The 19,813-nt window shown below is 59.4% G+C and carries 15 protein-coding genes; 9 read left to right on the top strand and 6 right to left on the bottom strand.

What is annotated here, in order from left to right; translation table 11 throughout:
* The first annotated feature begins 145 nt into the window (after window positions 1-145).
* Entirely contained in the window at window positions 146-1,762 is a 1,617-nt protein-coding gene (gene nadB, locus AC0ZWN_RS05215; protein ID WP_099758256.1) for an L-aspartate oxidase, read from the top strand.
* Here the strand turns inward: nadB and AC0ZWN_RS05210 are convergent.
* Together AC0ZWN_RS05210 and AC0ZWN_RS05205 are read right to left on the bottom strand one after the other, a co-directional pair.
* Window positions 1,731-2,183 carry a protein YgfX gene (locus AC0ZWN_RS05210; protein WP_476334292.1) on the bottom strand — a complete coding sequence of 151 codons (453 nt, stop codon included), beginning with the start codon at window positions 2,181-2,183 and terminating at the stop codon, window positions 1,731-1,733. The genes nadB and AC0ZWN_RS05210 overlap by 32 nt on opposite strands.
* Window positions 2,167-2,421, bottom strand: a complete 255-nt coding sequence (locus tag AC0ZWN_RS05205; protein ID WP_007911418.1) for an FAD assembly factor SdhE — start codon at window positions 2,419-2,421, stop codon at window positions 2,167-2,169. The genes AC0ZWN_RS05210 and AC0ZWN_RS05205 overlap by 17 nt, the downstream gene beginning before the upstream one ends.
* Window positions 2,422-2,571: 150 nt before the next feature.
* Here AC0ZWN_RS05205 and ygfZ point away from each other — a divergent pair, with 150 nt between their 5' ends.
* The gene (ygfZ, locus tag AC0ZWN_RS05200; RefSeq protein ID WP_476334290.1) at window positions 2,572-3,513 is read left to right on the top strand and encodes a CAF17-like 4Fe-4S cluster assembly/insertion protein YgfZ; all 942 of its coding nucleotides are present in this window, start codon (window positions 2,572-2,574) and stop codon (window positions 3,511-3,513) included.
* Between the two features lie 35 nt (window positions 3,514-3,548).
* Window positions 3,549-4,370, top strand: coding sequence for an HDOD domain-containing protein (locus AC0ZWN_RS05195; RefSeq protein ID WP_093438380.1), 822 nt, complete (start codon window positions 3,549-3,551; stop codon window positions 4,368-4,370).
* 106 nt (window positions 4,371-4,476) lie between these two features.
* Here AC0ZWN_RS05195 and AC0ZWN_RS05190 read toward each other — a convergent pair whose 3' ends face one another.
* A complete protein-coding gene (locus AC0ZWN_RS05190; protein ID WP_476334288.1) occupies window positions 4,477-5,862 on the bottom strand; it encodes a sensor histidine kinase in 1,386 nt (461 codons plus the stop codon).
* Entirely contained in the window at window positions 5,855-6,526 is a 672-nt protein-coding gene (locus AC0ZWN_RS05185) for a response regulator (protein WP_007911422.1), read from the bottom strand. The genes AC0ZWN_RS05190 and AC0ZWN_RS05185 overlap by 8 nt, the downstream gene beginning before the upstream one ends.
* 236 nt (window positions 6,527-6,762) lie before the next feature.
* Between AC0ZWN_RS05185 and AC0ZWN_RS05180 the strand changes: the two genes are divergently transcribed.
* Genes AC0ZWN_RS05180 through AC0ZWN_RS05160 form a run of 5 tightly spaced genes read left to right on the top strand, consistent with a single transcriptional unit; the run spans window position 6,763 to window position 12,144 of the window.
* Window positions 6,763-8,055 carry an OprD family porin gene (locus AC0ZWN_RS05180; protein ID WP_093438390.1) on the top strand — a complete coding sequence of 431 codons (1,293 nt, stop codon included), beginning with the start codon at window positions 6,763-6,765 and terminating at the stop codon, window positions 8,053-8,055.
* Between the two features lie 53 nt (window positions 8,056-8,108).
* On the top strand, window positions 8,109-9,086 hold the full coding sequence (locus AC0ZWN_RS05175) for a Bug family tripartite tricarboxylate transporter substrate binding protein (protein ID WP_016984707.1): 978 nt from the start codon (window positions 8,109-8,111) through the stop codon (window positions 9,084-9,086).
* Window positions 9,087-9,142: 56 nt separating this feature from the next.
* Entirely contained in the window at window positions 9,143-9,601 is a 459-nt protein-coding gene (locus AC0ZWN_RS05170; protein ID WP_016984708.1) for a tripartite tricarboxylate transporter TctB family protein, read from the top strand.
* Between the two features lies 1 nt (window position 9,602).
* On the top strand, window positions 9,603-11,117 hold the full coding sequence (locus tag AC0ZWN_RS05165) for a tripartite tricarboxylate transporter permease (protein WP_476334285.1): 1,515 nt from the start codon (window positions 9,603-9,605) through the stop codon (window positions 11,115-11,117).
* On the top strand, window positions 11,110-12,144 hold the full coding sequence (locus tag AC0ZWN_RS05160; protein WP_476334284.1) for an AbrB family transcriptional regulator: 1,035 nt from the start codon (window positions 11,110-11,112) through the stop codon (window positions 12,142-12,144). The genes AC0ZWN_RS05165 and AC0ZWN_RS05160 overlap by 8 nt, the downstream gene beginning before the upstream one ends.
* 119 nt (window positions 12,145-12,263) lie before the next feature.
* Here AC0ZWN_RS05160 and ung read toward each other — a convergent pair whose 3' ends face one another.
* Window positions 12,264-12,956 carry a uracil-DNA glycosylase gene (gene ung, locus AC0ZWN_RS05155; RefSeq protein WP_007911441.1) on the bottom strand — a complete coding sequence of 231 codons (693 nt, stop codon included), beginning with the start codon at window positions 12,954-12,956 and terminating at the stop codon, window positions 12,264-12,266.
* 132 nt (window positions 12,957-13,088) lie between these two features.
* Here ung and AC0ZWN_RS05150 point away from each other — a divergent pair, with 132 nt between their 5' ends.
* Window positions 13,089-14,201 (top strand): enoyl-CoA hydratase/isomerase family protein, encoded by a 1,113-nt coding sequence (locus tag AC0ZWN_RS05150; RefSeq protein ID WP_476334283.1) that lies wholly within the window; start codon window positions 13,089-13,091, stop codon window positions 14,199-14,201.
* Window positions 14,202-14,269: 68 nt separating this feature from the next.
* Here the strand turns inward: AC0ZWN_RS05150 and AC0ZWN_RS05145 are convergent, their stop codons facing one another.
* Window positions 14,270-19,813 (bottom strand): calcium-binding protein, encoded by a 5,544-nt coding sequence (locus AC0ZWN_RS05145; RefSeq protein WP_476334282.1) that lies wholly within the window; start codon window positions 19,811-19,813, stop codon window positions 14,270-14,272.

The following is a 19,813-nucleotide window of genomic DNA, read 5'->3' as shown; positions in this document are numbered from 1 at the left end:
ACAGTAGTTTCACAATGCCATATCGGCCCGGCTATTGTGCCGCTCCCCCCCTCTATATACTAGTGGGCTGTGTGGCTGTCTTGACTCGCCGATCCGGCAGTCCTGCACCACCCCCGACCCGGGTCGCTTTGAGCGGAATCCTGTAATGAGCCAACAATTCCAACATGATGTTCTGGTCATTGGCAGCGGTGCTGCCGGTTTGAGTCTCGCGCTGACCCTGCCGGGTCATTTGCGCATTGCCGTATTGAGCAAAGGCGATCTCGCCAACGGATCCACCTATTGGGCCCAGGGCGGCGTCGCAGCTGTGCTGGATGACACCGACACTGTCGAATCCCACGTCGACGACACCCTGAACGCCGGCGGCGGTCTATGCCACGAAGACGCAGTGCGTTTCACCGTCGAGCACAGCCGAGAGGCCATCCAGTGGCTGATCGACCAAGGCGTGCCCTTCACCCGCGACGATCAGTCCGGCACTGAAGACGGCGGATTCGAATTTCACCTGACCCGCGAAGGCGGCCACAGTCACCGCCGCATCATCCATGCGGCCGATGCCACCGGCGCTGCCATCTTCAAAACCCTCCTGGCCCAGGCCAAAGAGCGTTCGAATATCGAACTGCTGGAGCAGCGGGTCGCCGTCGACCTGATCACCGAACGACGCTTAGGCATGGAAGGCGAACGCTGCCTCGGCGCCTACGTACTCAACCGCAAGACTGGCGAAGTCGACACCTACGGCGCACGCTTCGTGATTCTGGCCTCGGGCGGTGCCGCCAAGGTCTATCTCTATACCAGTAACCCCGACGGCGCCTGCGGTGACGGCATCGCCATGGCATGGCGTTCGGGTTGCCGGGTGGCGAACCTGGAGTTCAACCAGTTCCACCCGACCTGCCTGTATCACCCGCAGGCCAAGAGTTTTCTGATCACCGAAGCCCTGCGCGGCGAAGGCGCCCATTTGAAGCTGCCCAATGGCGAACGCTTCATGTCCCGCTTCGACAAGCGCGCCGAGCTGGCACCGCGCGACATCGTCGCCCGGGCCATCGACCATGAAATGAAGCGTTTGGGCGTTGACTGCGTGTATCTCGACATCAGCCACAAACCCGAAGCGTTCATTAAAAGTCACTTCCCGACTGTTTATGAGCGCTGCCTGGGCTTCGGCATCGACATCACCAAGCAGCCGATTCCGGTCGTCCCGGCGGCGCATTACACCTGTGGCGGCGTGATGGTCGATCAGAACGGTCGCACCGATGTGCCGGGCCTGTATGCCATCGGCGAAACCAGCTTCACCGGCCTGCATGGCGCCAACCGCATGGCCAGTAATTCGCTGCTGGAATGTTTCGTCTATGCCCGTTCGGCGGCGGCGGACATTCTCGCGCAACTGGACGATGTCGCCGCGCCAAGCGCCCTGCCCGTCTGGGACGCCAGCCAGGTCACCGACTCCGACGAGGACGTGATCATCGCGCACAACTGGGATGAACTGCGGCGGTTCATGTGGGACTACGTCGGCATCGTGCGCACCAACAAGCGCCTGCAACGGGCGCAGCACCGTGTGCGCCTGCTGCTGGACGAAATCGACGAGTTCTACAGCAACTATAAGGTCAGCCGTGATCTGATCGAACTGCGCAACCTGGCACAAGTCGCCGAACTGATGATTTGTTCAGCCATGGAGCGCAAGGAAAGTCGCGGCCTGCATTACACCCTCGACTATCCCGACCTGTTGCCTGAGGCGCTCGACACTATTCTGGTGCCGCCCACCTACGCCGGCTGAACTTGAGCCGCACTCGCAGGCGTCGGTGCAGATCCGCCGCCTGCGAGTCCCGTGGCACACAGATTGATCTGACCCGCCATTCCCCACGCAGACGAAAACGCAACACCACGATCAACGGCAGCGCCAGGCTGTCCGGCCTCAACTGCACGGCTTGCCAGCCATCCGCCTGATTCCACAACTGCCAGCCATCGGCGTCCCGGCGCAATCCGCGAAACGCCTGAGGGTGATTTAGCAGAATCTGCCGAGGCAACACCCAATATCCGTGAAGCAGACAGCCAAAAGCCCCGAGCAAACTTGCCCAGAATGGAATAGAAAGCAGGAACACCGAACCCAGTGCGAACGCCTGGGCCAACAGATACGCCGCCAGCAACTGCCGTGAGGCATGCCAGCGGCATTCGAACGTGTTACTTGGGCTGGACACGGTCCAGGATCATGCGAACCATGCGCTGCAGCTCCGGATCTTCAGACTCGCTGCGCTCCATGAACCAACCGAACATGTCCTGATCCTCACACGTCAACAGACGGACATACAGATCGCGATCCACCTGGTTCAACGTCGCGTAAACCTCCTGCACGAACGGCACCAGCAACACGTCAAGCTCAAGCATGCCGCGACGGCTGTGCCAAAAGAGGCGATTCAGTTCAACTTGTTCGACCATGGAGCCCTCCTCAAATTTGGCGGCAAGTATACAGCGCCGAGGCGGGTCGCACAGTCGGCTTTGGTCGGGCACCACCGATCCTTTATCAACTACCCATTTCACCAACGCGCCCTTATGATGTGCCCCAGTCTATTTACCCTGCGAAGACCCATGGCCGATTCTGCTTTTTTCTGCACCCTGTCTCATGAAGGCGTTCTCGCGGTTCGCGGCGCGGATGCCGGAAAATTCCTGCAAGGCCAGTTGACCTGCAATCTCAATTACCTGAGCGACAGCCGCGCCAGCCTCGGTGCTCGTTGCACACAGAAAGGCCGGATGCAGTCGAGCTTCCGCATTCTGCTCGAAGGTGACGGCGTGGTCCTGGCGATGGCCAGCGAGCTGCTGGAGCCGCAACTGGCGGATCTGAAAAAGTACGCGGTGTTCTCCAAATCGAAACTGACCGACGAAAGCGCCGCCTGGGTACGCTTCGGCCTGGAGCACGGCGACAGTGCCTTGATCGGTCTTGGTCTGGACCTGCCGGCGGAAACCGACAGCGTTGTGCGTCACGATGGCCTGATCGCGATCCGCGTCTCGCCCGACCGCGCCGAACTCTGGGCACCGGCCGATCAAGCTGACGCCATCAAAGCCAAATTGTCCGAAGCCCTGCCTGAAGCCGAACTGAATCAATGGCTGCTGGGCCAGATCCGCGCCGGTATCGGTCAGGTCATGCCAAGCACTCGCGAGCTGTTCATCCCGCAGATGCTCAACCTGCAGGCCGTCGGCGGCGTGAGTTTCAAAAAAGGCTGCTACACCGGCCAGGAAATCGTCGCGCGCATGCAGTACCTGGGCAAACTCAAGCGTCGTCTGTACCGCTTGAGCCTGGACGCTGCTGATTTGCCGGAACCTGGCACACAACTGTTTGCGCCGAGCCACAACAGCGCCATTGGCGAAGTGGTGCTGGCCGCCAAGGCCGGGCAAAACATTGAACTCCTGGCGGTGCTGCAGGCCGAAGCTGCCGAAGCCGGTGATTTGCATCTGGGCACCCTCGAAGGTCCCGCGCTGCATCTGCTCGACCTGCCTTACGAACTGGATCGCGACCGCGAAATCCAGCGCTGATCGCAGCATTTGTTGCAACACCCTAGAGAGTTTAAATGAGCGAACTGGCGGAAAAAGTCCAACAGGATTTGGTTGCGGCCATCGATAACGATGACCTGGTTCTGCCCACGTTGCCGGAAGTGGCCCTGCAGATTCGCAAGGCCGCTGAAGACCCGGAGATCAGTGTCAGCGACCTGAGCAAAGTGATCGGCCGCGACACGGCACTGTCGGCGCGCCTGATCAAAGTGGTCAACAGCCCGCTGCTGCGCGCCGCGCAGGAAGTCACCGACCTGCACACAGCCATCACCCGGCTGGGCATCAATTACAGCAGCAACCTGGCCATCGGCCTGGTGATGGAGCAGATCTTTCACGCCCGCTCGGAAGTGGTCGAACAGAAGATGCGCGAAGTCTGGCGCAAGAGCCTGGAAATTGCCGGGGTCAGTTACGCGTTGTGCCGCCGCTACACGCAACTCAAGCCCGATCAGGCAGCCCTTGGCGGGCTGGTGCATCAGATCGGGGTACTGCCGATTCTGACCTACGCCGAAGATCATTATGAGCTGCTGTCGGATCCGGTCAGCCTCAACCATGTGATCGACCATATTCACCCGTTGCTCGGCGACAAGTTGCTGCGCGTGTGGGAGTTTCCGGAACGATTGGTGGAGTTGCCGGGGCGCTATCAGGACTTCAAGCGCGACTCGACTGCAATTGACTATGTCGATCTGGTGCAGGTGGCGAGCCTGTATTGCCACAAGGGCACTGACCACCCGTTTGCGCGGATTGATCCACTGAGCGTGCCGGCGTTCAGAAAGCTTGGGATTGATCCGGAAAACAAAGCGCTGTGTGAAGATCTGGAAGAGTCGCGGACGATGTTTTATTGATCCGGAACCGAGGCGCGACCTTCGCGAGCAAGCTCGCTCCCACATTGGAATGCATTCCAGAGTGGGAGCGAGCTTGCTCGCGAAGGGGCCAGCAAAACCAGCACAATCAGCCGGCGATAAAACTGACCCGCACCTTCAACCCCGCCTGTTCACCATCATGCAAGGTGATCTGCGCCAGATGCGCCCGGCAGATCTCACCGACAATCGCCAAACCCAGGCCAGAACCTGCGACCTGCTGATTACGCCGATAGAAGCGCTCGAACACCCGATCGCGCTCTTCCAGCGGAATCCCCGGGCCGTCATCTTCCACTTCAAGCACCGCCGGCGCCGTCACCCGCAAAATCACGTTGCCGCCCGATGGCGTGTGCGCCAAGGCGTTGTCCACCAGATTGCTCAGTAACTCATTCAACAACGTCGGCTCGCCGCGCAGCCAGACCGGTTCGTCAGCCTCGAGCGCCAGGGCCACCCCGCGCTTGTGCGCCAGTGGCGCCATGGCCATGCCCAGCTCTCGGGCCAACTGACTCAGATCGAGCAACTGCGCGCCGCCCTCGGCAATCGCCCGGGCGCCGTTTTCGACCCGCGCCAGCGACAGCAACTGATTGGCCAGATGCGTCAGGCGATCAGTGCTTTGTGCGGAGGACTCCAGCGTCGAACGCCAGACCTCGGCATCGTTGGAACGCAGGCCCAGCTCAAGCCGCGCCTTCAGCGCTGCCAAAGGCGTGCGCAACTCATGGGCGGCATCGGCAATGAACTGCGCTTGCCGTTCAAACTGCCCGCGCAAGCGCTCGGTGAAGTGATTGAGCCCGCGCACCAGCGGCCACAGTTCATGCTGCACTTCAACCAATGGCAGCGGGCGCAAGTCGTCGGGCTGACGCTCTTCCACCGCCGTGCGCAAGCGCTCCAATGGGCGCAGTGCCGCACTGACCGCGAACCAGACCAGCAACAACGCGCCAATCGCCAACATGCCCAAACGCAGCAAGGTATCGGCGGCCAGACTGCGCGCCATGCTCACCCGCGCTTCGTCGGTTTCGGCCACGCGGATTTCCGCCATGCCGTTCATGTTCGGCTCGCTCACCGCTTTCAGCAGACTGACCACGCGCACGTTCTGACCGTTGTAGGTGGCGTTGTAGAAGCGCGCCAACGCGGGATAACTGTCCGTTCGCGGCGTCCCCGGTGGCGGGCCGGGGAGGTTTTCGTAGCCGGAAATCAGCTTCTGATGGATATCGTTGACCTGATAGTAAATCCGCCCGGCGCTGTCGTAAGCGAAGGTATCGAGTGCGACGTAGGGCACATCGGCGCTCAGCGTGCCGTCACGCTGCGACAGGCCCGCCGCGATGGTCCGCGCCGAGGCCAGCAGCGTGCGGTCATACGCGGTGTCGGCGGCTTCGCGACCATTCCAGTACGCGCTCAAACCGCTGGCGAGCATCAGCACCACCAGCAGCAATGCAAGGTTCCACAGCAAACGCCAGCGCAGGCTGCTGGGCTTATGCATCGCGGCTTTCCAGCAGATAACCCAGACCACGGAACGTCACGATCGCCACCGGTTGGCCGTCGAGTTTCTTGCGCAAGCGGTGCACGTAGATTTCGATAGCATCGGGGCTGGCCTCTTCGTCGAGGCCGAACACCTGGGACGCCAGTTGCTCCTTGCTCATCACCCGCCCCGGCCGGGCGATCAGCGCTTCCAGCACCGCTTGTTCGCGGGACGTCAGGGTCAGCAACTCTTCGCCGAGGGTGAAGCGCCGGGTGTCGAGGTCGTAGGCCAGCACACCGCAGCGCTGCTGGCGTTCACCACCGAGGACACTGCGGCGCAGCAAAGCTTTGACCCGTGCTTCCAGCTCAGTCAGCTCGAACGGTTTGGCGAGGTAATCGTCGGCGCCCAGATTGAGGCCATGGACGCGATCCTTCACATCGCTGCGCGCAGTCAGCATCAACACCGGCAGATTCTTGCCGCGTGCGCGCAAACGCGCGAGCACCTCGAAACCGTCCATGCGCGGCAGGCCGACATCGAGGATCGCTACGGCGTATTCCTCGCTGCCCAATGCCAGATCGGCAGCCACGCCATCGTGCAACACATCCACGGTCAGACCGGTGCTCTTGAGGGCCTGTGCAACGCTTTCGGCCAGTTGCAGATGGTCTTCGACGAGCAGAACACGCATGGATTTTTACCTCGTTCAGGAATGGCCAACGCCACGCTTTGCCGCGGAGTTTACAGCCGCAACCGCCGCTGTGAAGCCCGAAAACCTTGAAAGTCAGCTGAAAGGTTAGTGAAAGGTTAGCCGGTTAGAGTCGGCCTACGGACAGTCCGAACTGCCGTCGCTGATGCCACACAGCGTAAAGAAAAACGCCTCGAAGCGTTTTCGACCAATAAGAACAATAAACGGAGTACACCCGCATGCCGTCCATGCAGCCTCAGGCCTCCACGCCTGTCCGCCCTTCCCGTTTCAGCCACACCGCCCTCGCCAGTGCCGCCGCTCTTGCCGGTTTTTCGCCGTTGAGTTTTGCCGACTTCATTGACGACAGCAGCGCGACGTTCGAAACCCGCAACATGTATTTCAATCGCGACTTTCGCGATGGCACCAGTGCTCAACAGTCCAAGCGTGACGAATGGGCTCAGGGATTCATGCTCAATCTGCAATCGGGTTACACCGACGGCACCGTCGGGTTCGGTGTCGATGCGCTGGGCATGCTCGGGGTCAAACTTGATTCAAGCCCGGACCGCACCGGTACCGGCCTGCTGCCGACCCATGATGACGGGCGCGCGGCGGATGAATACTCCAAAGTCGGCCTGACCGGCAAAGTGAAAATCTCTGCCACCGAACTTAAAATCGGCAGTCTGATCCCCGAACTGCCGATCCTCAAACCGAACGACGGGCGCATCCTGCCGCAGACCTTTGAAGGCGGCTTGCTGACCTCCAAAGAGATCAAGAACCTGACCTTCACCGGCGGCCGTCTGGAGAAAGCCAAGGATCGCGACAGCACCGATTTCGAGGACATCGCCCTCAACAACAAGAACAGCCGTTTTGCCGGCACCGCCGCTGGCAAGCACTTCGATTTTGGCGGCGTGGACTACAAGTTCACCGACAAGATCACCGGCAGTTACCACTTCGCCCAACTCGACGAAGTCTACAACCAGCACTTCTTCGGCCTCGTTGCCTCACGGCCGATGGGTCCCGGCACGTTTGCCACTGACCTGCGTTTCGCCGTCAGTGATGATCAGGGCGCAGCCCGTGGCGGCGAGATCGACAACCGCTCGCTCAACGGTCTGGTCAGCTATGCGCTGAGCGGCCACAAGTTCAGCGCCGGTTATCAGCACATGTCTGGCGACAGCGCCTTCCCTTATGTCGATGGCAGTGACCCGTACCTGGTCAACTTCGTGCAGATCAACGACTTCGCCGGTGCTGAAGAACGCTCCTGGCAGGCTCGCTACGACTTCGACTTCGCCAAACTCGGCATTCCAGGCCTGAGCTTCATGAGCCGCTACTTGAGCGGTGACAACATCAAGCTCAAGAACGGTGAAGAAGGCAAAGAGTGGGAACGCAACACCGAGATCAAATATGTAGTACAAAGCGGCGCCTTGAAGGATGTCGCCGTGCGTTTGCGTAATGCCACTTACCGCTCCAACTACTCGGCTCGCGATGCAGACGAAGTACGTTTGCTGGTGAGCTATAGCGTTGCACTTTGGTAAATGCCCGTAAGTGAAAAACACGTCGAATAACAACAATGCCCGTGGAGAATCGAATGAACCTGTCACTGCGTAAAGTTGCACTGGCCGCCAGTTGCATCCTGTTTGCCGGCCAACTGATGGCCGAACCGAAACGTCCGGAATGTATCGCCCCGGCCTCCCCCGGCGGTGGTTTCGACCTGACCTGCAAACTGGCGCAGAGCGCCTTGGTCAACCAGAAACTGCTGACCAAACCGATGCGCGTGACCTACATGCCCGGCGGTGTCGGCGCGGTGGCGTACAACGCCGTGGTCGCGCAACGTCCGGCGGATGCCGGCACGCTGGTGGCGTGGTCGAGCGGTTCGCTGTTGAACCTGGCTCAGGGCAAGTTCGGTCGCTTCGATGAGACCAACGTGCGCTGGCTGGCAGCGGTTGGCACCAGCTACGGCGCCATCGCGGTGAAGAGCGATTCGCCCTACAAGACCCTCGACGATCTCGTTCAGGCACTGAAGAAAGATCCAAGCTCCGTGGTGATCGGCTCCGGCGGCACCGTCGGCAGCCAGGACTGGATGCAAACTGCACTGATCGCCAAGGCTGCCGGGATCAACCCGCGTGACCTGCGTTATGTTGCGCTTGAAGGTGGCGGCGAAATCGCTACCGCCCTGCTCGGTGGTCACATTCAGGTCGGCAGTACCGACATCTCCGACTCCATGCCGCACATCCAGAGCGGTGACATGCGCCTGCTCGCGGTGTTCGCCGACAAACGTCTCGACGAGCCGGAGATGAAAGACATCCCGACCGCTCGCGAGCAAGGCTATGACATTGTCTGGCCAGTGGTACGCGGCTTCTACCTCGGGCCAAAAGTCAGCGATGAAGACTACGCCTGGTGGAAAGACGCGTTCGACAAACTGCTGGCCTCCGAGGATTTCGCCAAGCTGCGCGATCAGCGTGAACTGTTCCCGTTCGCCATGACCGGCCCGGAACTGGACACCTACGTGAAGAAGCAGGTGGCGGACTACAAAGTGCTGGCCAAAGAGTTCGGCCTGATCCAGTGATCGCCTCTGTCTAGCGGCTGCGTTCCCGATGACGGGGACGCGGCACAGGAGCTCCCATGCTTATTCAACGCATTTTCGCCTCCGTGCTGTTGCTGGTCTGTGCCGGCCTGGCACTGATGGCGTGGCCGTACCAAGCGGCTTTTTCCTACGAACCGGTGGGCCCGCGCGCCTTCCCTCTGCTGATGCTCGGCCTGATGGGCGCGGCGCTGCTGTACATGGTGTTCCGCCCGGCACCGATCAAACACAGCGATGACGAGCCGCCACTGGATCGCGAAACCCTGATCAAGATCGCCGCTTGCGTCGTCCTGCTGCTGGTATTCGCCGGCACCTTCGAGCCTCTTGGTTTCATCATCGCCAGCATCATCACCGGCGTTCCGATGGCTCGCCTGTACGGCGGCCGCTGGCTACCGAGTGTGGTGATCATCAGCCTGATGGCGATCGGTCTTTACCTGCTGTTCGACCGTGTGATGGACGTTCCGCTGCCTCTCGGCCTGCTCAGCGTTCTGGAGAACTGATATGGATACTCTTGGCTATTTGGGTCAGGGTTTCGGCGTCGCGCTGAGCCCGTACAACCTGGTGACCGCGCTGTGCGGCACACTGATCGGCACCGTCGTCGGCCTGTTGCCGGGCCTGGGCCCGATCAACGGCGTAGCATTGCTGATCCCGATCGCATTTGCCCTCGGCCTGCCACCGGAGTCGGCGCTGATCCTGCTGGCAGCGGTGTACCTGGGCTGCGAATACGGCGGCCGGATCAGTTCGATCCTGCTGAACATTCCAGGCGAAGCCTCCACCGTGATGACCACCCTCGACGGCTACCCGATGGCCCGCAAAGGCCTGGCCGGTGTAGCGCTGTCGTTGTCGGCGTGGAGTTCGTTCATAGGCGCGTTCATCGCCACCTGCGGCATGGTCCTCTTCGCCCCGTTGCTGGCGAAATGGGCGATTGCTTTTGGCCCCGCGGAATATTTTGTGCTGATGGTGTTTGCGATCGTCTGTCTCGGCGGCATGGCCGGTGACCGTCCGCTGAAAACATTCATTGCCGCGTTGATCGGCCTGTTCCTGTCAACGGTCGGCATCGATGCCAACAGCGGTGTGTACCGCTTCACCGGCGACAACATTCACCTGACCGACGGCATTCAGTTCGTCGTGTTGGTGCTGGGTCTGTTCTCGATCAGCGAAATTCTCCTGCTGCTGGAAAAAACCCACCACGGCCAGGAAGCGGTGAAAGCCACCGGCCGGATGATGTTCAACTTCAAGGAAGCGGCCTCGGTATTCGTGGTCAACGTCCGTTGCGGCGTGCTGGGTTTCATCATGGGCGTGTTGCCGGGTGCCGGCGCGACCCTCGCCAGTGCCGTGGCCTATATGACCGAAAAACGTCTGGCCGGCGCCAGCGGCAAGTTCGGTGAAGGTGACCCCCGTGGCCTCGCCGCGCCGGAAACCGCGATCGGCGGCGCAGCCTGCGGTGCGCTGGTGCCGATGCTGACCCTCGGCGTACCCGGCTCGGGCACCACGGCGGTGATGATCGGCGCCCTGTCGCTGTACAACATCACCCCGGGTCCGCTGCTGTTCCAGCAACAACCGGACATCGTCTGGGGCCTGATCGCCTCGTTGTTCATCGCCAACATCATGCTGGTGATCCTCAACATCCCGATGATCCGCATCTTCACCCGCATCCTTGCCGTGCCGAACTGGGCACTGGTGCCAGTGATCGCGATCATCACCGGGATCGGCGTCTACGCGGTGCACGCCACTACGTTCGACCTGTTCCTGATGATCGGTATCGGCATCTTCGGTTACATCCTGCGCAAGCTGGACTTCCCTCTGTCGCCGCTGCTGCTGGGCTTCATCCTTGGCGAGTTGATGGAGCAGAACCTGCGTCGCGCCCTGTCGATCTCTAACGGTGCGCTGGAAATCCTCTGGTCGAGCCCGATCACCGTCGGCTGCTGGGTGCTGACGGCAATCATGCTGCTGATGCCGATCATCCGCATCTGGCGCAAACGCTCGGTCGCGCGCCGCGCCCTTGCCGATGTTTGATCGCGCTTCACTGAAATCCTGGTGGGGAACCCCGCTGGTCGGTCTGCTTGGCGGCTTTGTCGCCAGCCAGATCGGCTGGCCACTGCCGTGGATGGTCGGCTCGTTGCTGGCGATCATCCTCGTGCGCTGCCTGACCCCGTGGCAACTCACGGAAATCCCTGGCGGCCGCAAGTGCGGCCAGTGGATTGTCGGCATCGGCATCGGCCTGCACTTCACCCCGGTGGTGATGGAGCAGGTGCTCAGTCATTTCGGTTTGATCTTCTTCGGTGCGCTGGTCACCAGTTTGTCGGCGGTGGTCGGCGTCTGGCTGATGCGCCGCACCGGCGAGGATCGCGCCACGGCGTTTTTCTCGAGCATGCCGGGCGGTTCCGGAGAGATGGTCAACCTCGGCGCCCGCAACGGCGCGATGCTCAGTCATGTTGCGGCAGGGCAGAGTTTGCGGGTGCTGGTGGTGGTGCTGTGTGTGCCGGCAGCGTTCAAGTACCTGCTCGGCGATGGCAACCCGATTTCTCACGCTGGCAGCGTCGATTGGCGCTGGCTGGCGATTCTGTTTCCGGCGGGCGGTCTGCTCGCCTGGCTCTGGCAGCGTTTGCGCCAACCCAATCCGTGGCTGTTCGGACCGTTGCTGGTGAGTGCGGCGGTGAGCATTGGCTGGGATTTGCACATTGGTTTGCCCAATGGCGGCAGTCAGATTGGTCAGTGGTTGATTGGCAGCGGTCTGGGTTGTCACTTCAATCGGCAGTTCTTCCGCCGCGCGCCTTCATTCATGGGGCGGACATTGATCGGCACGGCGTTGACCATGTTGATCGCGACACTGGCGGCTTTAGGGTTGAGCGCTTTGACCCATCTGGATCTGCGTTCGCTGACACTGGGCATGATGCCCGGCGGGATTGCCGAGATGAGTCTGACGGCAGAGACGCTGCAATTGTCGGTGCCGTTGGTGACGGCGATGCAGGTGATGCGGTTGTTGTTTGTGCTGTTTCTGGCGGAGCCGTTGTTCAAGTACTGGAATCGTAATCCCGAGTAAGTCTGCAAGACCGAGTTGCCTTCTTCGCGAGCAAGCTCGCTCCCACATTGGTCATATGAACGCCGCAAAACCAATGTGGGAGCGAGCTTGCTCGCGAAGGGGCCCGCTCAGCCAACCGATCAAATCGGCGGCAAACGCCACTCGATCGGCGTCTCGCCATTCTGCTCGAGAAACTTGTTGGTCCGGCTGAAGTGTCCACAACCCAAGAACCCGCGATATGCCGACAATGGTGACGGATGCACCGACGTCAGCACCAGATGCTTGGTCGCATCGATCAGCTTCTGTTTGCTCTGCGCGTGCGCGCCCCAGAGCATGAACACCAGATGCGGCTGGCGCTCGCTGACCAGCTCGATGATCCGATCAGTGAAGAACTGCCAGCCCTTGTCTTTATGCGCATTGGCGTTGGCACGCTCGACGGTCATGGTGGTGTTGATCATCAACACGCCCTGATCGGCCCAGCTCTGCAGGTAGCCATGATTGGGAATATCGATGTTGAGGTCGCGCTTCAACTCTTTATAGATATTGACCAGCGACGGCGGCGCCGGCACGCCCGGTTGCACCGAGAAGCACAAGCCGTGGGCCTGGCCCGGGCCGTGATACGGGTCCTGGCCGAGGATCACCACCTTCACTTTATCCAGCGGCGTCGAGTTCAGCGCGTTGAAAATCATCGGTCCCGGCGGATAGATTTCCTTGCCGGCCGCCCGCTCCTGCTGCAGAAACTGGCGCAACTCTGCCATGTAAGGCTGGTCGAACTCAGCACGCAGTGCCTCCTTCCAGCTCGGTTCGAGTTTGATACGGTCGTCAGCAGTCATGGTCATACCCGGCAAAAACAATGGGGCGAACCCTAGGAAAGCCGACCACGCTTGTCAAATGATCTGATGCAGATCCGGCACTTTCCCACACAACGATCATACTGATCGTTCAAATTCCCGATCGAGGTCACGATGAATCTGCACGTCGAAGAACTCACCGGCACCGACGGCGCCCGCATCGGTATCGCCAGCCTGGATGCTGAAAAATCGCTGAATGCGCTGTCCCTGCCGATGATCAACGCCCTCAGCGACAAGTTGAACGCCTGGGCCAAGGATCCACAAATCGTCTGCGTCCTGCTGCGCGGCAACGGCGCCAAAGCCTTCTGCGCCGGCGGCGAGGTGCGCAGCCTGGTCGAGGCCTGTCGCGCCCATCCCGGCGAAGTCCCGCCGCTGGCCGCACAGTTTTTCGGCGCGGAATACCGCCTGGATTACAGCCTGCACACCTATCCGAAACCGTTGATCTGTTGGGGCCATGGCTATGTGCTCGGCGGCGGCATGGGCCTGTTGCAAGGCGCGAGTACGCGGATCGTCACACCGAGCAGCCGTTTGGCCATGCCGGAAATCACCATTGGTCTGTATCCGGACGTCGGCGCCAGTTGGTTTCTCGCGCGACTGCCGGGCAAACTCGGTTTGTTTCTGGGCCTGACCGGGGCGCACATGAACGGTCGTGATGCGATCGATCTGGATCTGGCTGATCGCTTCCTGCTTGACGAACAACAGCCGCAACTGATCGAAGGCCTGCTGCAACTGAATTGGCAGGAACAGACCGACATGCAACTCAACAGTCTGCTCAAGGCCCTGCAGCAGGAAGCCGTGGCGCAGATGCCCGAGGCACAGTGGTTGCCACGTCGTCAGCAGATCGACGAACTGCTCGACGTCAGCGACGTTACCTGTGCGTGGAAAGCCATCAGCCTGCAGCGCGACAGCAGCGATCCGTTGATTGCCCGGGCGGCGAAAACCATGAGCGAAGGCTCACCACTGACCGCGCATCTGGTCTGGGAACAGATCATCCGCGCCCGCCATATGTCGCTGGCCGAAGTCTTTCAGGTGGAATACACCCTGAGTCTCAATTGCTGCCGGCATCCGGAATTCAGCGAAGGGGTGCGCGCACGGTTGATCGACAAGGATCAGAAGCCGCACTGGCATTGGCCGGATATCAACAATGTGCCGGATGCGGTGGTCGAGGCGCACTTTCACAAGGTTTGGGAGGGCCGACATCCGTTGGCGGATCTGACGCAGTATTGAACTGACGCGATGCTCGCGATGACGACTGGATTCCCATCGCGAGCTGGCTCAATCGGTCGCCATACGACTCAGACATTCAGCTCGTAAAACTGAATGATCTCCGTCATCGCCCGCTGCGCTTCTTCGTCGCCCTTTATCAAAATGTCTTCGACATCCCTCAATGGCGGAAGAGAATGCAGACGTTCAGCAATCTGCATCGCACTGTAGTCTTGAGTCGCTGTTCCTTCGCTGACTCTTATGAAGCCGATAGCGCTTTCGCCTGCGGCAAAATGATTGGAAACCCGGATTTTCGGTGCCATGCCGTAATCCACCACGATCACCAGATCATCGCGCTCACGGTGAAACTTCAAGTTGTCGATCGTCAGCCTGCGTTCGGAAAAGTCGATCCCGTCAAGGCCGTCTCCGCGATTGATGATCACGTCCCTGCCGAGGCCATCGTATCGGTAGATATCATTTCCGGCGCCGCCGGTTAGCGTGTCATTGCCCGGCCCACCCAACAGCAGATCATCACCGGGGCTGCCCGTGAGCACGTCATCCCCTTCCATGCCTCGGATTTCCCCCGCGCCGCTTATCGTGTCGTTGCCTCGACCACCGACTAACGGCAGCGCCCGTCCGTCTCGCAGAGACGTAAAACGCGTTGAATTGTTAACGGTTACACCCGTATGAAAAGTCTCGGGCGCAGGGCCCAGCTGACTTGATTCCAAGAGTTGTTTCAAACTCACGACCGACCCATCGGCGAAACTCAAGAGCTCAATCCCGGCCCCCTCAAGTTCACCATTGAGGGGCAAGACGATGCGAACTTTCTGTATCCCACCCCAATTGATATCGAGTGTCGGATGGAGCATTTTCGCTCTTGGCGGATTGCGGTGTGCCCCGCGACCTGGGTTGGGTTCCAGCTCGACATGTGTGGTTTCTATCAGCGCAGCACCCCAGCTCAATTGCAGTGCATCGCACTGCGCATCTGCTGGAAGGACGACAGTGTCCTGATCGATCAATCCGTACTCGTCTTTCCACCCCGCTGCGCCAACTTCTGCTCGGTGGAAAACAGGGTTCGGCACATCCGCAATCGTGGTAGTTGCTCCGGCGTGCGCTTGCACGATGTAGGTATCGGCACCGTCTTCACCGTAAAGCCAATCATCCCCTGCCCCGCTGACCAGATAGTCGGCGCCCTCGGAGCCCAGCAAGGTATCGTCACCTGCACCTGCGGATAAAAACGCGCCCGGTGTTCTGTCGCCGACAGTGCCGTAGTCAAGTGGGGAGCCTGCATAAGCGACAATCAGATCGTCTCCCGCGCCGCCGTGGAAAACGCTTTCCACTTCGACGTTGACTCGCCCGCCGGCATCGTCGCCAGGGACGATTTTGCGTTTGATCGTTTCAGTTGTGACATCCCAGCGAAACGCCTTGGGCACCGTTCCCCCCGAACCGAAGCTTGCTGCTGGATAGATGTACCAGCCCTCAAGCGTGCCGGATTCCTTACGGTCTTCAACCAATACATCTCCCGTATTGAATGAAAAGCCGTTGGCCAAGCCGGATCGATAATAGCGAGGCGCCTGACGTGAAGAGGCTATCGTCCCATCGGCTTTCACCTGTTTATGTTCGACACGAGTTGTGGTTTTCGACTGCCTTTCACTGACCACGGCATGCCCTGCATCAACCTTCATCCATGGCGGCGTTTCAGACAGTGTTCCCGCTTCGACGCCGTCATCGCTCAGCTCGGTGTGAGTGATGTAACCGGTGTCGCTAGTCGTGATATGACTGCGAACCCAGACGCCTTGATCACTCAAGGTGAAACCTGTGGCGTGTTTGCGGGCGGAGCGTCTGGATTTGATTTGCGCGAGGAATTTTTCAGTCCAGTCAACGGGGTGATCAGATGCCACAGGGCGTTGCGCCGCGATGGTTACATCGTCTGGCAGAACCGGGTCATCAACTTTGCTTTGCTGGATTCCTGAGGCGGTTACAACTTCCGGTACAGGTGACTCGAGCACCTTTATCGGCGGCAATGTTTTGCGCAGGACATCCTCATAACCAAGTACAACGCCATCGCTGAAACTGAATGTGGAATCCTTCCACTGCTCGTGACTCTTGATGAGTATCGCGTCGCCCGCGCCATTGGCCAGCCGCAATACCCGGCCTACGGAAACATCAATAATGTCGGCTTTCAAACTTTTCGCAGAGAACCCGGCACCGAACTTGATGACATTGCTGCCACCTGAATCGGTGATAACGTCAAGCCCATCACCCACCCCGAAATAGTAAACATCAGCACCGTCATGGCCTTCCAGCACGTCGTTACCGGCCCCGCCATCAAAAACGTTATTGCCGGAATCCCCACGAAGGTGGTCTACACCCTCCCCGCCCAATAACGTGTCGTTGCCACCACCGCCGAGCAAGGTATCGTTGCCTGAACCACCGTCCAGATAATCTGCGCCATGTTCGGCTTCGGCTGTCTGCGCGTAGTCGCCGGATAAAATGTCATCATCAGCGCCGCCATAAAGCGTGTCGGCGCCCAAGCCTCCCAGAAGGGTATCGTTTCCTTCATCGCCTTGAAGGTAATCATTGTTGATTCCACCTGACTGCAGGTTGGACACATCGCCATCCATCGCGTCAGCTCCTGCCCCGCCGATCAGAGTATCGGAGCCACCCATTCCCTGAAGTGTGTCATCGCCCGCTCCACCATCAAGTAAATCATTACCGTGATAACGAACCGGATGCTCAGCATTGTCCCCGGCCAGCGCGTCGTTACCTTCACCTCCGAACAGCAGATCATCCGCCCCGCCCCCCAAAAGTCTGTCGTCTCCCGCACCACCGTCCAGCAGGTCATTTCCAAAAAAGTGGGCGGCGTCACCGGCAACGCCGTTCAGTACATCGTCATCCCCGTGGAGAGTGTCATTGCCAGAGCCACCATAAATCGCATCGGCTCCACCGTTACCAGCGAGCCAATCATCGCCACTGCCACCGTCCAATACATCGTTGCCATGGTGTTTGCTTTGCAGTCCACCGCCCCAATCGAGGTTGTCTCCCATCATTGTGTCGTTACCGCTTCCTCCAGCCAGCGTGTCATTCCCCCCCTCCCCCCAAAGAAGATCATCTTCAGTTCCGCCATCAAGCAGATCCTCACCCCATCCGCCATTGAGAACATCGCGACCGCCCTGACCGTAGAGAACATCGTTATCGCCCTGCGTCGAACTATTGAAGGAGGCCTTAGAAAAGACAGTTCGGTGACTGGTGACACCACCGTCTATAAGAACGTCGACGCGTTTGAATCCCCATTTCTGCTCCAGCGCGCCGGTCGTTTCATCCCCTGATAAAACGTCGTCTCCCGCACCTCCAATCAGCGTATCCCGATCGTTACCGCCCAGAAGCACGTCCTGGGATGCCGTACCGATGAGCAAATCGTGACCTGCCCCGCCATCAAGCCAATCGCCTCGAGCGGCTTTCCCTTTAGAGTCACCAGCGGCCATGGCTTTTTCGAGCGTCGTCTGTTTATCCCCAAACAACTGATCGTTTCCGTCCTTGCCGAACAATCGGTCTGATCCACCAAGTCCGAGAATGACGTCGTCTTTTGCAGAGCCGTAGAGCGCATCGGCCTTGTTTCTCTGTTTTACGTTGGGCAATAGCAAGGCGTTGCCCAACTCATCGTATGAGAACTGATCACCGGGAACATTGGGGTCGATATCTTTCGCTTTCCAGTCGCCCTGGAGAACCAGATCGGGAGCAGAGACCGTATGGTCTTGGTGTTCAGGAAGTCGGATGCCAAGCATCCCGGGGCGGAAGTTCTTGATAACGACGAGGTCGTTCAGGCCATATTTGATGTTGAGTGTGGGTTCAGTGAGTTCTTCGATGAGGGTCAGGGTGATGGCCTGATCCTCGGTCGACCAGATACTGCTCAAAGGGGCGCGACGTTTGAGTGAAGGAATCGCCGCGCCGTTGATCCACAGCTGCCCATTGGCGTTGGCGTCGAAGATCTCATCAATGCCATCACCGCTGGAAAACTCATAGCGGTCGCTGCCTTCGCCACCGTTCAAAGAGTCGTTACCCTTTCCTCCGACCAGAACATCATCACCGGCCATTCCGTGCAACGCATCATTGCCGTCGCCTCCGCCAAGCAAGTCGTTGCCGCGTCCACCCTCGATGACATCGTGACCTGCCAGTCCGTTGATCGTGTCATTGCCCGCGCCGCCATACAGATGATCAGTGTTCGCACCGCCCGCGAAAGACCGCGCACCGTCATCGCCGAACATGACCAGCGGATTCAACACACCGGTGGTCATCGGCGCCTGTTTGGCTGAGGCGAGATCGGAGTAGGAAAACTTCTGCAGCGAGTGTTCTCCAAACGAGCCCTGGGTTCGGGCAATCAACCGGGCCAACATCTGCGCACGATCGGCAAGCCATTGCGCGGTGATGAAACCTTCGCCGGTCAGCGGATCGTAGAGTTCCAGTCCGCGTGCGGGGTAACCGTCATCGCGTTCGATGACGATTTCACTGAGTTGCTTCAGGGAATTGCGCAACGCCAGGCCGATGGGTGTCGACTCGCCAGCCAGTTTTGCCCATGAATTGGCGTTTCCGTATTCACCTATTGATCGGGTGACGATGCTTTGGGACTGCTCCGGTGAAAATGCCGAGAAGAATGCGTAAGCGTTGGTGGCGAAGGTTTCATCGGTGGTAGCTGGCGCTGCTGAATCGCCGTCGTAGGTGCGCTTGAACATGTCGAGGAATTCGTTCTGGCCATAGCGCAATATCAGGTCGACCACGACGGAAACCGGCGTGCCTTTCACTACATGCTGAATCAGCGGATTGAGGCTGCCACTGGCGAGCGCGATATTGATTTGCTCTGGCACGACGGAAAGCAGACTTTGCAATGGATTGACGCCGAAATTGCTGATCGCCGCTCGCAGGCCGACACTGTAGGAATCGATGGCGAACAGAATATTTTTATAGTCATCGAGCCTGTTGGCTTTTGTTTGAGTCGGCGGGCCGCCATCTTCCCCTTGCGACTCACCCGCGGAGATCAATCTCCAGGTTTCATAGGGCGGCGCTCCACCCAACAGGCTGAATCCGACGGTCCCGGACCAGCCGGCGTTATGGCTCACGGCTGTATCCTTCTCTCCGCAAGCCTCACTAAACAGTGCCTTGCCGATCGCGCTGGCATCAATCTCTGCAATCTGGCTGATGGATGGAACCGTCCAGGGTGCCAGTCGGCCAGCGAGGGATCCGTCGATCAAGGTATTGATGAAATTGGCGGCGACCTGATTCGATGACAGCTGCATCAGCTCTTCACTGAAGATTTTATTCAGTCTCAATTCGCCTTGGCGCGAGGTGTAGCCGCGAATCAGGGCGGAGTAGGCACCGTTTCCCCCGTTGGCATCAATGGCCACGGCAAGCCAGAGCCTGGCGTTTTTCAGAATTTTTCCGGCTTCTTTATCGACAGCGGCAACCTCAGAAACTCTTCTGCCAATAATATCGAATAGCTTTTGATACAGGGGAGCGCAGTTAGCCCCTGTTAATTTCAGCGCAAGATATTCGATATCTTCAGAGTCGAACATCAGCCCCTTGCAAATATTTGCCGCATTGAAAATTTCAGATTTTTCCAGATCATTAAAAACATAACTCAT

The sequence above is a fragment of the Pseudomonas sp. 3B-A001-10F genome (assembly GCF_056313565.1).
The sequence above is the reverse complement of the archived record's forward strand: the minus strand, read 5'-3'. Positions and strand labels throughout refer to the sequence as shown.